Origin of the sequence: Bhargavaea ginsengi (genome assembly GCF_900109165.1) — a bacterium.
Taxonomy (GTDB): domain Bacteria; phylum Bacillota; class Bacilli; order Bacillales_A; family Planococcaceae; genus Bhargavaea; species Bhargavaea ginsengi.
Map to the genome: position 1 here is coordinate 625388 of NZ_FNZF01000001.1, position 18364 is coordinate 643751.

The 18364-nt window shown below is 55.6% G+C and carries 19 protein-coding genes; 3 read left to right on the forward strand and 16 right to left on the reverse strand.

What is annotated here, in order from left to right; all coding sequences use genetic code 11:
- Positions 1 to 221: 221 nt before the first annotated feature.
- The 3 genes from BMX91_RS02975 to BMX91_RS02985 all read right to left on the reverse strand — a co-directional run bounded on the left by BMX91_RS02975 (position 222) and on the right by BMX91_RS02985 (position 3110).
- The gene (locus BMX91_RS02975) at positions 222 to 698 is read right to left on the reverse strand and encodes a toxin-antitoxin system YwqK family antitoxin (RefSeq protein WP_092049773.1); all 477 of its coding nucleotides are present in this window, start codon (positions 696 to 698) and stop codon (positions 222 to 224) included.
- Positions 699 to 843: 145 nt separating this feature from the next.
- Positions 844 to 2454: a long-chain-fatty-acid--CoA ligase gene (locus tag BMX91_RS02980; RefSeq protein WP_092049776.1), complete on the reverse strand. Its 1611-nt coding sequence runs from the start codon at positions 2452 to 2454 to the stop codon at positions 844 to 846.
- A gap of 275 nt (positions 2455 to 2729) precedes the next feature.
- Positions 2730 to 3110 (reverse strand): DUF5362 family protein, encoded by a 381-nt coding sequence (locus BMX91_RS02985; RefSeq protein ID WP_092049779.1) that lies wholly within the window; start codon positions 3108 to 3110, stop codon positions 2730 to 2732.
- Positions 3111 to 3236: 126 nt separating this feature from the next.
- Here BMX91_RS02985 and BMX91_RS02990 point away from each other — a divergent pair, with 126 nt between their 5' ends.
- Positions 3237 to 4586 carry an amidase gene (locus BMX91_RS02990; protein WP_245744272.1) on the forward strand — a complete coding sequence of 450 codons (1350 nt, stop codon included), beginning with the start codon at positions 3237 to 3239 and terminating at the stop codon, positions 4584 to 4586.
- Between the two features lie 37 nt (positions 4587 to 4623).
- On the opposite strand, the gene BMX91_RS02995 is transcribed toward BMX91_RS02990, so the two are convergent.
- The 12 genes from BMX91_RS02995 to BMX91_RS03050 form a co-directional block, all read right to left on the reverse strand.
- Positions 4624 to 5148: a divergent PAP2 family protein gene (locus tag BMX91_RS02995; RefSeq protein ID WP_092050750.1), complete on the reverse strand. Its 525-nt coding sequence runs from the start codon at positions 5146 to 5148 to the stop codon at positions 4624 to 4626.
- Positions 5149 to 5387: 239 nt separating this feature from the next.
- The gene (locus tag BMX91_RS03000; RefSeq protein ID WP_092049783.1) at positions 5388 to 6587 is read right to left on the reverse strand and encodes a M20 family metallopeptidase; all 1200 of its coding nucleotides are present in this window, start codon (positions 6585 to 6587) and stop codon (positions 5388 to 5390) included.
- A gap of 136 nt (positions 6588 to 6723) precedes the next feature.
- Complete coding sequence (nhaC, locus tag BMX91_RS03005; RefSeq protein ID WP_092049785.1) at positions 6724 to 8160, reverse strand: Na+/H+ antiporter NhaC; 1437 nt, start codon at positions 8158 to 8160, stop codon at positions 6724 to 6726.
- Positions 8161 to 8296: 136 nt separating this feature from the next.
- On the reverse strand, positions 8297 to 8704 hold the full coding sequence (locus tag BMX91_RS03010) for a PH domain-containing protein (RefSeq protein ID WP_177168239.1): 408 nt from the start codon (positions 8702 to 8704) through the stop codon (positions 8297 to 8299).
- A complete protein-coding gene (locus tag BMX91_RS03015) occupies positions 8701 to 9333 on the reverse strand; it encodes an HAD family hydrolase (protein WP_092049788.1) in 633 nt (210 codons plus the stop codon). Before BMX91_RS03015 ends, BMX91_RS03010 begins: the two co-directional genes overlap by 4 nt.
- Before the next feature lie 5 nt (positions 9334 to 9338).
- Positions 9339 to 10682: an MATE family efflux transporter gene (locus tag BMX91_RS03020; RefSeq protein ID WP_092049790.1), complete on the reverse strand. Its 1344-nt coding sequence runs from the start codon at positions 10680 to 10682 to the stop codon at positions 9339 to 9341.
- A 122-nt stretch (positions 10683 to 10804) separates the two neighbouring features.
- Complete coding sequence (locus BMX91_RS03025; RefSeq protein ID WP_092049791.1) at positions 10805 to 11335, reverse strand: hypothetical protein; 531 nt, start codon at positions 11333 to 11335, stop codon at positions 10805 to 10807.
- Between the two features lie 191 nt (positions 11336 to 11526).
- Positions 11527 to 12771, reverse strand: a complete 1245-nt coding sequence (locus BMX91_RS03030) for a M20 metallopeptidase family protein (protein WP_092049792.1) — start codon at positions 12769 to 12771, stop codon at positions 11527 to 11529.
- Between the two features lie 17 nt (positions 12772 to 12788).
- On the reverse strand, positions 12789 to 13571 hold the full coding sequence (locus tag BMX91_RS03035) for a putative hydro-lyase (protein WP_092049794.1): 783 nt from the start codon (positions 13569 to 13571) through the stop codon (positions 12789 to 12791).
- The gene (locus BMX91_RS03040) at positions 13568 to 13777 is read right to left on the reverse strand and encodes a hypothetical protein (protein ID WP_092049796.1); all 210 of its coding nucleotides are present in this window, start codon (positions 13775 to 13777) and stop codon (positions 13568 to 13570) included. Before BMX91_RS03040 ends, BMX91_RS03035 begins: the two co-directional genes overlap by 4 nt.
- Positions 13778 to 13779: 2 nt before the next feature.
- Positions 13780 to 14253, reverse strand: a complete 474-nt coding sequence (locus BMX91_RS03045; protein WP_092049799.1) for a GNAT family N-acetyltransferase — start codon at positions 14251 to 14253, stop codon at positions 13780 to 13782.
- Positions 14250 to 15551 carry a M20 family metallo-hydrolase gene (locus BMX91_RS03050; RefSeq protein WP_092049801.1) on the reverse strand — a complete coding sequence of 434 codons (1302 nt, stop codon included), beginning with the start codon at positions 15549 to 15551 and terminating at the stop codon, positions 14250 to 14252. The genes BMX91_RS03045 and BMX91_RS03050 overlap by 4 nt, the downstream gene beginning before the upstream one ends.
- Positions 15552 to 15665: 114 nt before the next feature.
- Between BMX91_RS03050 and BMX91_RS03055 the strand changes: the two genes are divergently transcribed.
- Positions 15666 to 16577 (forward strand): ketopantoate reductase family protein, encoded by a 912-nt coding sequence (locus BMX91_RS03055; RefSeq protein ID WP_092049804.1) that lies wholly within the window; start codon positions 15666 to 15668, stop codon positions 16575 to 16577.
- A gap of 1 nt (position 16578) precedes the next feature.
- A complete protein-coding gene (locus tag BMX91_RS03060) occupies positions 16579 to 17019 on the forward strand; it encodes an NUDIX hydrolase (protein ID WP_092049807.1) in 441 nt (146 codons plus the stop codon).
- A gap of 41 nt (positions 17020 to 17060) precedes the next feature.
- Here the strand turns inward: BMX91_RS03060 and BMX91_RS03065 are convergent, their stop codons facing one another.
- On the reverse strand, positions 17061 to 18122 hold the full coding sequence (locus BMX91_RS03065; protein WP_092049810.1) for an S-layer homology domain-containing protein: 1062 nt from the start codon (positions 18120 to 18122) through the stop codon (positions 17061 to 17063).
- Between the last annotated feature and the right edge of the window lie 242 nt (positions 18123 to 18364).

An 18364-nucleotide genomic window follows, 5' to 3' on the forward strand; every position in this document is an offset into this window, starting at 1 on the left:
TTCCCCGTTTTATTATAGCAATCAGAAAGTGCCCTGAACGAATGAACCCGCGACTCCACAAAGGGAATCACGGGCTTATACGTTGTTCTTCTTCCCAGCTGCGGCGCATCCTGCGCGTCTCACCTGCACACTTGCCACTTCCTTTGCTTACTCACGATTTTGATAGTACGCGCGCTGTGACTCGATCAGTCCGAGCATATCAGGGTCCGGTTCTGTCACTCTTATTCTGCTCCGTAATGTTTCTTATAGAGTCTACGACTCTGCAAAATCATGGTCAATTGGCTGTCGTCCGGTTCCGTTTTCTCTTCAAAGAGTTCACCGGACTCATCCCATCTTTTATATTTCAGCTCATGCCCATACTCGTATTCTCCCCAGAATACGAGGCGTCCTTCCTTGTCCCATTGATGTTGTTCGCCGTGGATCGGCCCGTGGAAATGGGTGTGGATCTGCTTTACTTGTCCGTTCAGATGGAAGTCCACCGAAATTCCATGGGGCAGTCCGTCCGCATACTCTCCGTAATTCAGGACCGAGCCGTCCTGCTCGCTCAGCTCATAGACCAGCCCATTGACCGGAACGAGGTCGTTCCCTTCCTCACCGGTCCGTACAAACAGCTGGTCGCTCGGCGGCTCCATCTCCAGATCTTCGTAGTCAAAGCCTTTTTCAATCAGCTCTTCTTTAGTCAGCAGCTTATCGTCCATTCTTGATCACCTCAGGTAAGAATTCCGTGCCTCGTATGGACTTTTCCAATAGTCTACCATAGTCGATTTGGACGGACTGTACCTGAAAAGGAACTTTACCCGAAAAAACAGACCTGCTTAGGCAGATCTGCGATATTTACCTTATTTAGTTCACAAAGCGCCCTGCAACAGCTACTCCCTTATGGGATTCCCAGTAGTCGTTCCGCAGATGGACCTTTTGAATCTTGCCGGAAGCAGTCTTCGGAAGCTCGTCAACGAAGGTCACGCCGGTAACAGCCTTGAAGTGCGCCAGTTTCGAACGGGAGAAGTCGATAACCTCCTGTTCGCTCAGGCTTGCGCCTTCACGCAGAACGACATAGGTGTGAGGGGTCTCTCCCCATTTCTCATGAGGGACCGCGATGACGGCTGCTTCCAAGATGTCCGGATGCTCGTAGAGTGCCCCCTCGACTTCAATAGAGGAGATATTTTCCCCGCCGGAGATGATGATATCTTTTTTCCGGTCGGTGATATCGATGTGCCCGAATTCGTCGACAGTGCCCATGTCTCCGGTATGCAGCCAGCCGTTCCGGAGGGCTTCCGCTGTGGCTTCTTCGTTTTTCCAGTAGCCTTTCATGACGCCATGGCTCCGGACGACGACCTCACCGATGGACTTGCCGTCATGCGGCACTTCCTCGCCAAAGTCGTTGACGACACGGACATCGTTTCCGACCATCGGGTAGCCGGCCTTCGCTTTTAGTCGGGTGCGCTGCTCGGCCGGAAGATGTGCTTCCGTCGAACGGCTTGATGACGTCAGGCTGAGCGGGGATGATTCGGTCATGCCGTACACCTGGATAAACTCCCAGCCCAGCTCATCTTCGACTCGGCGGATAAAGGCCGGCGGCGGAGCGGAACCTGCGATGACTATGCGGAGATCAGCCGTGCCCGTCTGAGGCTTATTGGAATCATAGTACAGCAGCAGTGAATTAAGAACGGTCGGCGCCATGTGGACCGACGTCACGCCATGGGAATTGATCGCGTCATAGATCGTCTCGGGACGTGCCTTGCGGAGGCAGACATGAGTCGCCCCGTTTGCTGTGTAATAGAACGGCGCGCCCCAGCCATTGACGTGGAACATCGGCAGAACATGAAGATACGTGTCCGTGTCATACACACGGAGGTGATGCATCAGCGACATTGCGTGCAGGTAGTTGTTCCGGTGTGTCAGCATGACGCCCTTCGGGTTGCCGGTCGTCCCGCTTGTATAGAGCAGGCTCGCGACGTCGTCTTCCCCGAGTTCCGCCCGGTTGAACGGCTCTTCCGGGAACTGAGCCAGCCACTCGTCATAAGACGTCTCTTCTGTCTCTCCGTCATGATAATGCACGATGATCCGCTCGACGGTTTCGAACTGGTCCTTCACCGGCTCAATCAGATGAAGCAGGTCCTGGTCGGCGAACAGCACCTTGGATTCGCTGTGGTTGAGGATAAACTGGTAATCTTCCGGCTTGAGCCGGATGTTGAGCGGCACCATGACTGCTCCCGTCTGATAGATTCCATAGAACCCTTCCAGCATTTCCAGTGAATTTGGCGCGAGGTAAGCAACACGGTCGCCCTTCTCCACACCAAGTGATTGCAGGCCGTGCGACAGGCGATTGACCCGTTCGCCTAATTCGTTGTAAGTCAGCTTGCGTCCCTCATCATGGTCGATTACGGCCGTCTTCTCCCCGTACAGACGGACTGCGCGGTCCAGGAAGTCAGTCAATATCAGCGGTACATTCATGTCTGCTCACCTCTTGTTGGAATAATGAACTTTCTGATAAGTAAAATTATATCATCTGTTGTATATCAACCTTCCTTTAGTTGCCAAGATAGCGTTTTCTTGATTAAGTGACTGCTTGAACTGTATGAATACAGAGTTCTCGGAAAACTCGCCTTTCTTGCCGCACTTTCCGCTCCATTCCGCAATGATCCACTATATTTCCCGGGAAATATGTCGTCTTGTACAATATGAGGTCAAAAAAAGACTCCCCGTGATGGGAAGTCAATTCGTGCAACTTAGTAATAACCGTCAAACATGAATCCGCTGAAGATCGCGACGCCGAAGAGCACCAGCATGAGAATCGTAATTCCTATACCCACGGCAAACATAATGAATGTGACGAGGAGATATAGGCCGTAATTATGGAACAGGTCGCTCAATGCACGGGTATCCCCGCCATCGCGAATCTGTGCTGCGGCCGTGGCGGTCTTGTAGATCAGGTACCCCATGAATAGTGTGATTGCACCCGGGATCGCACCGACAATAAAGTTGAACAGGCCGAGCACACCGGTGATTCCGCCGGTGATCATCATCGCAATGCCGGTCACCTTGCCCCAAAGCGCAATGCGTTGCAGACCCTTCTGTGCCACTGCTTCTTCAAACGATTGTGGTTGCATTTTGATTCTCTCCTTCTGATATTCTCTTTTTCCATTCTGACCGAACGGACTGCGCATGTCACCAGATAGTTGCAAAATCTCCAGCCATTCGACTACCCTTTAGGAAAAGGGGGGATTGCGTTGAACATGATGGATGCCATCCGCTCGATCCGGGAGCGGGAGAAATCTCCGATTGAACTGGTCAATGAGACGCTCGAAACCATCCGGAAAAAGGATCCTGAGCTCAACGCCTATATCACGGTATGCGAAGAAGAGGCTGTCCGAGAAGCGGAGCAGCTCACCCGTGAATGGGAAGCCGGCACCGTGCGCGGTCCGCTTCACGGAATTCCGATTGCTGTGAAGGACCTTGTCTTCACAAAAGAGATCCTGACGACGATGGGATCCTCGATCCATCAGGATTTCATTCCGTCTGAAGACGCTACAGTTATTGAAAAGCTGAAGGATGCCGGTGCTGTTATTATAGGAAAGACAAATACTCATGAGTTCGCCTACGGACCAACGGGAGACGTCTCCCACTTCGGGCCTGTCCAAAATCCGTACGATCCATCGAAGATTTCCGGCGGGTCAAGCAGCGGTTCGGCTGCGGCAGTTGCGTCCGGCATGGCACTTGCCGGCATCGGGACGGACACCGGCGGATCGGTCCGTATTCCGGCGAGCGCCTGCAACCTGGTCGGAATGAAACCCACTTTCGGCCGCATTAGCAAACACAACATTTTCCCGCTCGCCTACACACTGGACCATCCCGGGCCGATCACGGCAGGCGTGGAAGAAAACGCGATTCTGCTCAATATCTTGTCCGGCCCGGACCCTGCGGACCGATACTCCCTTCTGGAGTCTCCGCCGGACTTCACCGAGGAGCTTCGGGATGGCGTGGAAGGAAAGGTGATTGGTCTGCCGTCGCAATACTTCCGATTGCTCGATCCGGAAGTCCGTACCGCCGCAGAAAGCGCCGCCCGAAAATTCGAGGCGCTCGGGGCGAGAGTGATCGAAGTCGATATCCCGGTCATGTCCGAGATCAATGACGCGCAGATTGTGACCATCCAGTGCGAAGCGGCCGCCATCCACCGGAAGACAATGGAAAGTCGGCCAGGCGACTATGCGCCGGAAGTGCTCGCACGGCTGGAAGCAAGCGTCAGGCGGCCAGGCTGGGAATATGTCCGTGCCCAGCAGGAACGTCCCCGCCTGATTGAAGCGTTCAATGAGGTATTCTCCAAAGCCGATGTCCTGCTTACACCGACATTACCGATTCTCCCGACACCGATCGGTGAGCGAAAAACCATTGTGGACGGCAAGGAAATCGACGTCATCCCGGCTCTTCTTAGCCTTACATCGCCGACCAACTTTACCGGCAATCCGAGCCTGGGCCTCCCTGCCGGTTTCTCGAGAAACGGGCTTCCGATCGGCATCCAGCTGATCGGAAATCACGGGGATGAATCGAAGCTGTACCGGTTCGGCTATGCGTTTGAGCAGAACTGAAAAAAGAGCATTCCGGAATGTTCCGGAATGCTCTTTTTCAGCTTCGTTCGTCCAAGTAATCAGGATAGATTCCCCGCGCATGCTCAATCTCCCGCTCCTGGTTTTCGATCTTTGCCGAAACGAGGCCGAGAGCACCGCCAAAGAGGGCGCCCGCAAGAACTTCAAGGGGTTGATGGCCAAGCAGTTCCTTTAGCTCTTTTTCCTGTTCCTCGTACTTGAGGCTCGGGAATTCGCCTGACAGCTTGACGAAGTTGTCTTCCAGGTCGTTCACGAGCTTGGCGATCTCACCGGTATGACGACGGATGCCCTGAGCGTCATACATGACGATGGTGGCAAGTACTACGGCAACCGCAGTTTCAGTATGACGCGCGCCCCGGTTCGAAGCGACGTAGGTTGCAAGTGCAGAAACTCCCGCGGAATGCGAGCTCGGCATGCCCCCCGTCGTGAAAAGCGGCCGCCAGTCCCACTTGCCTGTCACTGCCTTGTGGGTGAATATTTTAAGTGCTTGCGCGATGCCGATCGCGCCAAATGCTGTCACGATTCCCCTGTTCATCTGCCGCATCTGCTTTACAGGGGCCGAATCCGCCAGAGGCGGCATTTTCTTGCCTGCCTGCGGCCTCATTACCCTCACCGGCATGGCCGGATTCATCGGAAGTACCGAATGTCTGTCCATGTTTCCCCTCCTATGTATCATCGTCTTTATCCATACCCAATGCGCCTGAGAAACATGTATGCAGAAACGCTGGAAATCTAAAAGCCTGCATCCGATGCGCAGGCCTTCAGTCCATTTCCTTGTCGGTGTTATTCGTTTTCGCTGCCATCGCAATACGACAGTACCGCCGCCGCCATCGACTTCGCGCTGATGATCAGGCTTTTCTCATCAATATTGAACTTCGGATGGTGATGCGGATAGGCCTCCCCTGTCTCCGGTGCCGCTCCGACATAGAAAAAGCATCCCGGCACTTTTTGAAGATAATAAGCGAAGTCTTCCGATGGGGGCTGCGGAGGCGTCTCCAGAACCGCATCGACTTCCGGAATTTGTGCCCTGTCCAGCGACTGCCTGACCTGCTCTGTAACTTCCGGGTTGTTATAAAGTACCGGATAGTCATTTTTGTATTCCAGGTCGCAGGTGACTCGGAATGACCGCTCCAGGCCTTCCGTAAACGCACGGACCTCACGTTCGACGATCTCCCTGGTTTCATCTGACATCGCCCGGATGTCCCCTTCAATCGTCACGGAATCCTTGATGACGTTGAATGTCCCTTTGCCGTCCAGGTTCCCGATCGTGACTGTCGCGGCATCAAACGGGTTGATCCGGCGGCTTACGATTGTCTGCAGGTTCATCACAAACGAACTGGCTGCGACGACCGCATCATTGGCCAAATGCGGCGAAGATCCGTGTCCGCCTTTGCCCTGCACAACCAGTTTAAAGTAGGACCTGCCGGTTTGCGTGTTCCCGCTACGATAGTACACTTTGCCCGTTTCCATGTTGCTCATTACATGGATTCCGAGAATGGCCTCCGCCCCATCCAGAACACCTGCCTCAATCATACCGATGGCGCCGCCGGGCGGCATCTCCTCCGCAGGCTGATGGATGACCCGGACTGTTCCCTGAAGCCGGTCCTTGAACTCCGCCAGCGTCTCGGCCAGCACCAGCATGTAGGCGGTATGTCCGTCATGACCGCATGCATGCATGACCCCTTCATTTTTCGAGGCAAACGGAAGCCCTGTTTCCTCTTTGATCGGCAATGCGTCAAAATCCGCGCGGATCGCAATGGTTTTCCCCGACTTTGCGCCATTGATCGTCACCACAATGCCACGCTGCCCGCCAAAGTCCGTTTCAACATGATCCACGGGCACATCGGCATAGAAGTCACTTATATACTTGGCCGTTTCCTCTTCCTCGAAGGACAACTCCGGATGTTCATGAAGATAGCGGCGGATTTCAATGATCCGGTCCTTTTTTTCATCCAGCCTTTCAAATACTTCATCTAAAAGCATTTAATCGCCTCCGTCTTGTTGCTGTTTCATTTCAAGGCACGTCCGCATGTCCCCTTTCATCTATTCTTCCCACAAGCTTGAGGAGAAAAACGCTGGTGCAAACAAAATGTGGCCGTCCGTCCGTACCTTGGAGACGTCATTCGCTGACCGCACTTGCGGCCGACAGCCCGCCTCCGTCCCCGTCCTCTTCCCCATCCGCCTTCTTGATCGCAAAGCCGGTCAGTCCATAGATCAGGGCTACCAGCGGCGAGAGGTAGCTGAGGAACAGGAAAGGAATAAACTCAAATTGGCCGACACCGAGCGTACCTGCAGCAAACACCGCCGTGATATGCCACGGGATGATGACCCCGGACACCGCTCCGGCATCCTCCATTGTCCGGGACAGATTGGCCCGGTCCAGGTTCAGCCGTTCGTAAAGTGGCGCCATAGCGGGTCCCGTAACGGCATATGCAAAGTTCCCGGATGCACCCACTCCGCAGTTCACGAACGTCACCGCAAGTGTCGCCGGAATCAGTTTTCTGACAGAACCAACTTTCCGGAACATCGGCCGGAGCAATGTCCCCAGAAGGCCCGAATGCGTGAGAATCCCGCCGAATCCGAGAGCGAACAGAAATAGCACAACCGTGTTCAGCATGCTGACGATGCCGCCCGTGGTCAGGAGTTCATCGACAATGCCGATGCCTGTCTCCGACACATAGCCGCCCCACATGAACCCGATCCCTTCCGTGAACGAAAAGCCCTGATAAAATACCGCCACGGCGAGTCCCGCGAGCGCACCGACAAAGATGGCCGGAAGTGCCGGTTTTTGCATCACAAGCAACGTGATGACGATTGCGATTGGCAGGAGCGTTACCCAGCCGGTCTGCAGTTCTGCCGCGATTCCTGACTGAATGGTCTCCAACTGGCCAGCCCCCGCAGCTGCACCTGCAGTCCCCTGCATAAATCCGACAATCGTGAACAAGACCGCCGTTCCAATAAGTGCCGGAACGGTCGTCCAGAGCATATGCCGCACATGGGCAATCAGGTCGACACGTGAGACAGCCGCTGCCATATTCGTACTGTCGGACAGCGGGGACAGCTTATCCCCGAAAACCGCCCCGGAAATGATGGCACCCGCTGCCATGCCGGCCGGGATGCCGAATGCTTCGGACACGCCAATCAGAGCGATGCCTACAGAACCGATCGTTCCCCACGAGGTCCCGGTCGCCATCGAAACGAGCGCGCATAAGATCAGCGCCGTGACAAGAAAGTAGGTCGGATGGATAATCTGTAGGCCGATCGACGTAAGCGTAGAGATGGTTCCCGCCGCCGCCCATGTCCCGATCAGCGTACCGACTGCAATCAGGATCATGATCACACCCAGGGCATTCCGGATCATGTCGAACGCAAACCCTTCGACTTCACTGTACGAGAACCCGATTTTCATGGCGATCGGGATGGCCGCCATAAGTCCGATGAACATCGTCAGCTGCAGGTTAAGTTCCAGAACAACAATTCCCGTGACAAGAAGTGCAAAAAGAAGAATCATAGACACCAGGGCATACGTAAATGTCGGCTGCGCTTTCGCTTTCATCAGAGTCCCCCTTTAAATTTGGCCGTGTCTTTTCCTTTCTCCCAACACCTCCTCCCTTAAACCTGTATATTAAATATTCTGAAATTGTATGATAGAAATAAAGACGCCGCTTTTTTGCATGCGTCTTTAGATTCTGCTATTTCCTCACTTCGATTTCAGGATTCACTTCCCGCAGCGCCCGGATCAGTTCATCCCGGTCTTCCGGTCCGACTGATACGACACCATGAGTCCCGAACTGGATTTCCAGCTTCCGGGTGGTGAGCGATGGTGAGGTGAACGGGTTTGTCGTCTTACGGACAGAGGTGATCCGGTCAATCGGGATCGATTTGTAGTACGGGCCGGAAGTGATGAACAGGCGCCCATCTTTAATCTCATAGGATGTACGGAACCAGATCGACAATAAAAGGAGGATGACGGCTCCAACAATAATTGCGCCGACCGGGTCACCGCCTGATAACATTTCACTGACGCCCCAGATGAGAAGCGCAATGCTACCCCAGATCACACAGCCGAGCCATATATCCCGCCCGGCCCTGTACCTCAAAGCCGCTCCACCAGCCCCGGCAGTTCTGCGAGAGAACCGATCCGGTAATCCGGATTCTCCGGCTGACCGAATCCGTAGGCCGCCCATATAAACGGCACGCCGGCACCCCTCGCCGCATCTTCGTCACCTTGTGTATCCCCGATGTACACTGCGTTCTTCAGATTGTTCCGCTCCAAGACAAGCTTGATATTGCCGCTTTTCGGCAATCCCGTGCGACCGGGGTTTTCGTAGTCTTTAAAGTACCTGCCGAGCCCATGCGCCTCGAAAAACGCTTCGATGTAACCGTCCTGGCAGTTGCTGACGATATAGAGCGGGTAAGTTTGGGATAACTGCTCCAGCACCTCTTCCAGTCCCGGATACAGTACGCCGCCTTCCTTGGCAACGTAGTCGTTCTCATACACACAGCACTCGTCCATCAATTCTTTGCGTTCATCTGCGTCCAGTTCCGGGAAAAGCCGGTCTCCGATCTCCGGCAGCTGCAGTCCCATCAGACCCGTCAGATCATCTTCCGTCACCTCGCGCTCCTTATCATGACGTTCCTGCACAACCTTCGTCCACGACTCTGCAACCGCCTTGCGGGAATCCCACAGCGTCCCATCCAAATCGAAAATGATTCCATCCACTGCCATATCGATCACTCCTCAGAAATTGCTTTGATCTCTCTCCACTTCCCGTACCGGTAGTAAAGAAACGCGAACACACTGCTGATGATAAAGCTCGTTCCCATGCCGAATGCGATCCCGTCGCGGCCGAACCATTCGGAAAACAGCCAGACGAACGGGTAGCGCAGCACCCAGAACGAAATGATGTTCAGGACCAGCACCTGGAACATCGCTCCCGCCGCGCGTACCGCACCGTTCAGGATAAAGTTGATGCCGAGGAACGGATAAAAGAACGTAATCGTCCTCAGATAGTCTGTACCGAATTCAACCGCCTCCGGCTCCCGGATAAACAGCCTGACAGCGGGTTCTGCGAGCAGAAACAATAGTGCCGCCATAAAGAGCATCGCTCCAAGGTTAAAGAAGAAGCCATACTTCGTGATGCGTCCGACCCGTTCCCATTTGTCCGCTCCGATATTCTGGCCCGCCATCGAGTTCACGGCCGTCCCGAGCGCCTGCGCCGGCAGCATGATGAGGCTGTCGAGCCGCCAGGCCGCACCGTACCCGGCGACAACCGCAGGGCCGAACGATGCGACAACGCTCATGATCGCCATGACACCCGCCGAAATGACGCTCATCTGAAGCCCCGCCGGAATGCCGAGCTTCAGGATGTCCCTGACTTCCCGTGACTTCGGAATTGTCGGCTTCGTAAACGGCACTAGCTGTTTCCGGAGTATGTAGATGAGGCCTCCAATGAACGACAGCCCCTGAGACAGCACAGTCGCATACGCCGCCCCCTCGATTCCCCATCCGAATACCGAAATGAATACCGGGTCGAGAACGGCATTGAGAACAACCGCAGCCGCAACAAAATATAGCGGGGTCTTCGAGTCCCCGACCGACCGCATGACGGTCGTGATGAAGTTGTATCCGAAAAGGAACAGCATCCCCGTGAAGTTGATCTGCAGGTACGCCGTCGCCATCGGCAACATCACTTCCGGCGTGCCGAGCAGCCGCAGCACCGGTTCGGCGATAAAGATTCCTACAATGCCGAGCGCGATCGACATGACCGACATCAGCACGACGAACGCATTCAGGTAACGCTTCAGTCCGTCTTCACTTTTGCGCCCCTTTTGCTGGGACAGGATCGTAAGCGCCGCATTGTTCAGCCCGAGCACGAACGACAGCACCGTGAACAGCACAGTCGACGAAATCGACACCGCCCCGAGCGCATCTGCCCCGATCAGGTTCCCCACCCACAGTGAGTCGATCAGCTGATACGACACCTGAAGCAGGTTCGCCAGCAGGAGCGGCCAGGCAAAGGCGAACATCTGCCGGGCAAGCGGCCCCTGTGTGAAGTCCTGTTGTGTCGATGCCATCCCGCAGCCCCCTCTTCTTATCTGGTGATGCTATCCATTATAGCGGAGATATCGGGACGGAGGCAGTTGCGTGCCCGGGAGTACACAATAGCCGTGTGAAAGTACACCATGCTGACGGGAGATTACACATTCCGCCTGCGCCGACCCTCACTGCCGGAATCCTTTCCGCTTTTCTTCAAAAGACGGAACAGGGTTTCCATCACGAGCAGCATCACCGCCAGTCCGGCCGCGACCGGCAATGCGGTCTCGTCCTGCGCGCCGACAATCAGGCCGATTATGTAAAAGGCGAGCACCCGTGTGAACAGCAGCACCAGCTTGCCCGTAACTGACTTGCCCATTACGGATTTCAGGAAAATCTCGACCAGGCTGTCGATACTGAACAGATACACGAGCACAGCGATGACGAAAATCCCGACTTTGCCCGAACTGATCTCCAAATCAAACAACCAGCCGACCACCTGCACCGACCCGGCCAGCGCAAAGAGGATCCCGCCCATCATCGCTGCGACCGGCAACGCCAGCAGCGCCGAGGTGATGGCGATGATGCCCGGGCCCTTCCCCTGCGGATCCTGCCGCTCACTTCGCCGGATAAAGGCGAAAATGGAAAGGGTTGCGATAATCCAGATGCCGAGTGTGGCGAAGATGATGTTCATAGGCTCACGTCCAATCATGTTGTGGGTCTTTAATGAATTGTACGGTTGCAGGTTGGCGGAGGTTTCAAATCGTAGGCGCTCGACTTTTCGTACGCGACCTTTCCGATTCGCGCGCAAACCCCAGGGACTCCATCGCGCACTCAGCCACCCGCTAAAAAGCCCGCCGCATCAAACGGCAGGCTATCCGACCTTTATTCTAATTCCTCCGGCGCCATCGCCGTCAGCCGGTTCGTCAGTTCGATGAATGTTGCGATCCCATACAGGAATGCGTCTTCGTCGACGTCGAATCGGTTGTTGTGGTTGGCGTAGGCGGTCCGGTCATCTTCGCCGTGGGTGCCGAGGCGGAAGAAGACGGACGGGACTTGTTCCGAGAAGAAGGAGAAGTCTTCGCCGCCCATCGCCGGGATGACTTTCTTCAGCGCTTCCGGGCCAAAAAGCGAGTCCACCGTTTCCTCAAATACCCGTGCTGGCACATGCGCGTTTTTCACCGACGGGACGCCGTAATGATAGGTGAGCGTGCAGGAGCCGCCGAGCCCGCCGGCGACGCCTTCTGCGATTGCTCGCATACGCTCCTCCATCCGGTTGCGCGTTTCCGGCAACACTGTGCGGACGGTCCCTTCCACCCTGACAGAATCCGGGATGATGTTGTTTTTCGTGCCGCCCTGGATCTTGCCGAAACTGAGCACGACGGAGTCAAGCGGGTCGGTCTGCCGGCTGACGATCTGTTGCATCGTGACGAGCGTCTGTGCAGCGATCATGATCGGGTCGACCGTCTGGTGGGGATAAGCCGCGTGTCCGCCTTCACCGTTAAACTCAAGTTCGAAAAAGTCTCCTGCGGCCGTCGCAAACCCGGTCGTGGACAGCGAGAATTCGCCTGTCCGCACGCTCGGATGGACATGAAGTCCCGCCATGACGTCCACTTTCGGATGATCCAGCGCCCCGTCACGGATCATCGCTTCCGCACCCTTCCCAATTTCCTCGGCCGGCTGGAAGACGAGTTTGAGCGTGCCCCTCTGGAGACCCGTCTCGGAAAACGCCCGGGCAACGCCCAAAAGTATTGATGTATGCGCATCATGCCCGCAAGTGTGAGCCTTGCCGTCACGTGTGCTTCGGTACGGCTGATCGATTTCATCCAGCATCGGCAGGGCGTCCATGTCCGCCCGCAGCCCGACGACCGGTCCCGGTGCTGCTCCTTCCAGGACACCGATCACGCCAGTGCCGCCGACTCCTTCCCGGACGTCATAGCCCCAGCTCCGGAGCTTGTCCGCCACCAGCCTGGCTGTTTCCGTTTCCTCAAATGAAAGTTCCGGGTTCATATGAAGATGCCGGCGGGTCGCCACCGCTTCTTCAAACACACTCCGGACCGTCGCGTACAGCTCAGGCCAGCTTTCCTTCAGTGCTTCAAAACGTCCGATTCCATCCAATGTCTGTACCATATTAATCTCTCCTGTCATCAAATCACACCCAGCTGTTCACTTTTCAGATCCGTCACGAACATATGGCCCGGCGCATGCGTGATCATGAGCGAAGGCTTTGCATGCATCGCAACGGACTGAGGGGTGACACCGCACGCCCAGAACACCGGCGTTTCCCCATCACGTACCGTGACCGCGTCACCAAAGTCCGGATTAGTAAGATTCCGGATTCCGATTTCCTCCGGATTTCCGATATGGACCGGCGCCCCGTGGACCGACGGGAACCGGCTCGTCACCTGGACTGCACGGACCACATCGCCCGCGCCCATCGGTCGCATCGAGACGACCATGGGGCCCGAGAACTTCCCTGCAGGAACTGTGTCCACTGAGGTCCGGTACATCGGGACATTCACGCCCTCTTCATGGTGCCGCATCGGGATTCCGTTGCGGATCAGCGCTTCCTCGAACGTGAAGCTGCAGCCGATCAGGAACGCCACCATGTCATCCGTCCAATACTCGTTCAGATCGGTCGGCTCGTCGGTCAATTCCCCATTCCGGTACACCCTGTATTTCGGCAGGTCCGTCCGGAGATCGGCACCCGGAGCAGACGCCGACGGAATCGCCGAACCGATGTCGGTAACGTCAATCAGCGGGCACGACTTCGGATTGCGCTGGCAGAACAGAAGGAACACAAATGCATCCTCCTTCGGCAAGATCGCCAGGTTCGCCTGTACATAGCCGTCGCATACGCCTGCGGTCGGTCCCGAAAAAGCCCCGCTCCGCACCTTTTCCCTGAACTGTTCCGGTGTCATGTTCCTCATGCGCTCACCTTCTTCCGCCTGAACTTGTCCATGAGCAGATAAACGCTCGTGACGAATAATGCCGAGATGCCGAGCCGTACCCACATGGCCATCTCAACCGTGTTGCCGCCGGGCACATAGGCAGCCGTCAGCAGCATGCCCTGAATCCATTCCGCCGCAAGAAGCGCGGCGATCATTCCAATAAATACGATCAAAAACCGCTTCAACGTCATTCCTCCTCGAGTCCCGACTTATGTAATTCCCTCTCGAACATCACCATGTCGAACGCGCGGATCCCATCTTCCCAGATTGGTTCGGGATAGGACAAAAAGAAATTCCTCCGGATGCCGTGCATGCGAAACCCGCATTTCTGGTAGAAGGCAAGATTCCCGATGCTGGAGTTGGCCGTTCCGACGATCATTCTCCTGAATCCCATCTCCGTGTACCGGGCTATCCCGTCCTCGATCAGGGCGCGTCCGGTTCCCTTTCCCCGAGCCGCTTCATACAGTGCGATGTTCTTTAGCTCCACCGTTTCTCTATCAACAGGAACATACAGCGCCGCTCCGAGAACCTCGTCTACTGTCCTCGCCACGTAGAGATGGCCGTCACCTAGATAGTTCCGGACGGCCGCCTCCCCTTCATCTGCAAGCATCAGCAAATCAAGATAGGCTTCACGCGGACCGTTGGTTTCCTCAATCCTCATTTCCCGGCCATCTTCTCCATCCGTTTTTCCGCGAACCGCTTCAGTAGATGGACGGCAGTGATGCAGTCGTCGAGGTCGGACCATTCTGCCGGGTTGTGGCTGATGCCGCCGATGCTTTTTACGAAGATCATCGCCATCGGCACATGCCTTCCAAGAATCATGGCGTCATGGCCGGCCCCGCTCATGAGTTCCATCGGCCGGATTCCCGCTTGTCCGAAGACCTGGGCCAGTTCTTCCCGTACTTCATCCGTCACCGGCACGGGGTCGATCGAGGAGGCCAGGTTCAGCTCGACTTCCACTCCAGCTTCAGCCGCGCAGTGCTCCGCTGTTTCACGCACCTTCTGGACCAGGTCGTCACGCGCCTCCTTATCGAGGTCACGGATATCGATCGTGAGCGCAATCTCTTCCGGAATGACATTGGCGCCGTTCGGCGAGACATTCAGCTTGCCGACGGTAGCCACGGCAGTATCGCTGAACTGGGCAGGAAGCGAACTCACTTCATGCACAAAGCGTCCCGCCGCAACGAGCGGATCCCTGCGCCCGATCATCGGGGTATTTCCGGCATGTCCCGCGGTGCCGCGGAAGATCGCATTCAGCCAGGCCGGTCCCGCAATTCCTTTGACGATGCCGGCAGGCAAGCCCGCCTGCTCGAGCAGTTTCCCCTGCTCGATATGGATTTCCGCGTAGAATCCGATTTCCTTCGGGTCTCTCGCTACTTCCAGAAATGCATCCATGGACGTTCCGTAAGCATTGATGACTTCTTCAAACGAGTTGCCGTTTGCATCCGAAAGCACCGATAATGCCTCACGCCCGAGGTCGCCCGTCATCGCCTGGCTGCCCATGATGCCCGCGCCGAACCTTGATCCTTCCTCCTCAGAGAAAATGATCACTTCAACCGGAACAGGCGGCACATATCCCGTCTCTTTCCACGCTTCAACCATTTCAAGTGCAGAGAGTACGCCGAGCGGGCCGTCGAAATTGCCGCCGTTCGGGACCGAGTCGACATGGGAACCTGCGGCAAATACTGGTCCGTCCGTCTTTCCTTCAAGCCGTCCGATCACGTTCCCGGCGCCATCCATCCGGACACCCAGCCCCGCTTCGCGCATCCATTCCATAACCTGTTCCTTCGCCAGCTTTTCTTCCGCCGAGAAACCTGGGCGGTTAACGCCGCCATCCTCTGTCTCCCCGATCGAAGCAAGTGTTGCCAGCCTGTCCGCGAGCCGCTTTCCGCTTACGCCGTCCCGGTCTGCCGTCCCATCATATCCGGCGAGCAGCCGGTCCCTCACCGATTCTCTCATCTGAAAAATCCCCTTTCTCTCTGTCCGAAAAGACGGATTACCTAGAATTTTACGTCATCCGTCCGCTTCTTCTATGATAAACTCTTGAATATATGAAAGAAAGGGGACAACATCATGAGCGACATCCGGACCGCAGCGCTGATCGGCCTCGGAGCCATCGGGGCGGCCTATGCCGAGCGCCTGCAGACACATCTGAAAGAAGATTTCCATGTTTTGGCCGACGAAGGCCGCATCACGCGATACAGGGATCACGGCATCCGCATCAACGGACGCGAGACCCGCTTCCGCTACAAGCCGCTGACCGATGAGGCGGAGCCGATTGACCTGATTTTGTTCGGCGTGAAAAATGATCAGCTGGATGAAGCGATTGACTGTGTCCGCCCGTTTGTCGGGCCGGAGACGATCCTCCTGCCGCTCCTGAACGGCATCTCAAGTGAAGAAGACCTGAAGGCGGCCTTCCCGGACAACCCGGTTCTCTACGCCATGTGCGTTGGCATCGACGCACAACGAAAAGAGCGTGACATCCGTTACTCCAAACTTGGCCAGATTACGTTCGGTACGCGTGCCGGCGAATATCCGGAAGCGGAAACTGCGGTTGAGAACCTTTTCCGAGCCGCGGACGTCCCCTACGAAATTCCTGACGACATCTGGCGCGAGATGTGGTGGAAGTTCATGATCAACGTCGGGGTCAACCAGACCTCCTCGGTCCTCCGAGCACCGTACGGCATTTTCCAGACGATCCACAGCGCAAGAAGCTGGATGGAGGAAGTCATGAAGGAAGTCGTGCTCGTCTCCCAGGCGGCAGGCGTCGGCCTGAACGACCGCGACATCACCCGCTTCCGCCCGGTTCTGGACAGCCTGTCTCCGGAAGGCAAGACGAGCATGCTGCAGGACATTGAACATGGCCGAAAGACCGAAGTCGAATTTCTGGCCGGCAAGATGGTCGAGCTCGGGGAAAAATACGGCGTACCCGTGCCGGAAAACGAGCATCTGCTGAAAGTCATCCGGGTTCTGGAGAAAATGTGACATGACCCAACCGGTTCAGCCCCAGTCCTGGGCACACCCGAAGCACATCGTCTCGGCTGCCGCCATCGTTGTGAACGACCAAAATGAACTGCTCCTGATCCGCGGGCCGCGCCGCGGCTGGGAAATGCCCGGCGGCCAGGTCGAGGAAGGTGAATCGATCCGGGATGCCGCCATCCGGGAGACCTTGGAGGAATCCGGCATTGAGATTGAGATCACCGGCTTTTGCGGCATTTACCAGAACGTCTCCCGCGGCATCTGCAACACGCTCTTCACCGGCAAACCGGTCGGCGGCACGCCGACTCCTTGTGAAGAAGCACTCGAAGTCGGTTTTTTCCCGCTGCCGGATGCGCTCGACATGGTCAGCAACGGGAACTTCCGGGAGCGGATTGCAAAATGTCTGGATCCTGGAAGCCAGCCGTTTTATGTGGAGTTTAATACGTGACAAAGCAAAGACGCGCCCCTCGCAGGAGCGCGTCTTTTGCGTTATCGATTCGACTTGACGGTCACATTATCGATGGTGTCTCCGCCCCACTCATACTCAAAGAACACTTCAAAATCACCTTTGTGATACCAGAGGTAGTCGTATTCCATCGGGTCTTCCTCTTCTTCTGTTTGCTCAACCGGCCCCATGTGGCGCATCACTTCTTCCAGTGACGGCTCTTCGTCAAAGTAGTATGTCACCGTGGTGACCGGATCGCCTTCTTCCAGAACAGGGTGCGGAACGCCATATTCATACTTCCCGTATACGTGGCGGATTCCGCCTTCGAAATCATACTCAGCTTCCGGGTCACCCGCCTTCTTCTTGAGCTCTGTAAGCGTGGATCCGATCTGCACGATGGCATCCGACACTTTGCCCTTCCTCAGCTCCGAGTAGAACGATGCCGGCATGACGGACTCCTCTTTGCTCACCTTGTCGTAGGACCGGACAAGGAACGTGGCGAGTTGTGCCCGGCTTGTCGTGGCACGCGGATGGTACGGATTGGCGACAGAGATGCCATTCTCGAAAAGGATTTCAATCGACTTCGCATAGGCGGAGCCGCCGATGTCACTGATCTCCGGTGCACCCGGAAGATCACGGAACGCAAACGTACGGGCAAGTACTTCCGCCATCTGGTCGCGTGTGATCAGGTTCCCCGCCATCAGCCGGTTATTGGAACCTTTGAAAATTCCCATGTCCTTGACAATCTTTGAATACATGACGAGTTCCTGATCCGCCCAGCTATTCGGTACATCCGAGAAGTTCGGAACAGAAGCGGTTCCGTATGTCTTCACATACTCCTCAGGCGTGAGCCCGCTATGTTTGACCACATATTTTCCTAACGCCTTCACGACATTTCCGCGGCTCAGCTGTCCGTTCGGTTTGAACGTCCCGTCCCCGTAACCTGTCATGATGCCGAGTTCATTTGCCCGTACGATATTGTCGTGATGCGAACTTTCCTTAGGCACATCTGTATAACCGGCGGCAGATGCCGGAAGCGCCGCTCCAAAGATCATCCCTGCCGCAGCCGTTGATAGCGCAAGCTTTTTGAATGGCATACGTGTCATACGCCAACCTCCTTTAAGGTGTTACCGGATAATTTCGGTATTGTCTGGAATTTCCCTTCATTAAAAACTACCAGTTTGTAAAATAATCTAAGAATTAAATTAAGGGAGACGCAAAGGACCGCGGCTCCCTCATTAGTACATGAATTCCACTTTATCTATGAGATAAACGTTCCGGATGGCAACTTCACCCACTTTACTTTCTACCAAATTTCATCTATAAATAACTTTGGAATATTTACCAA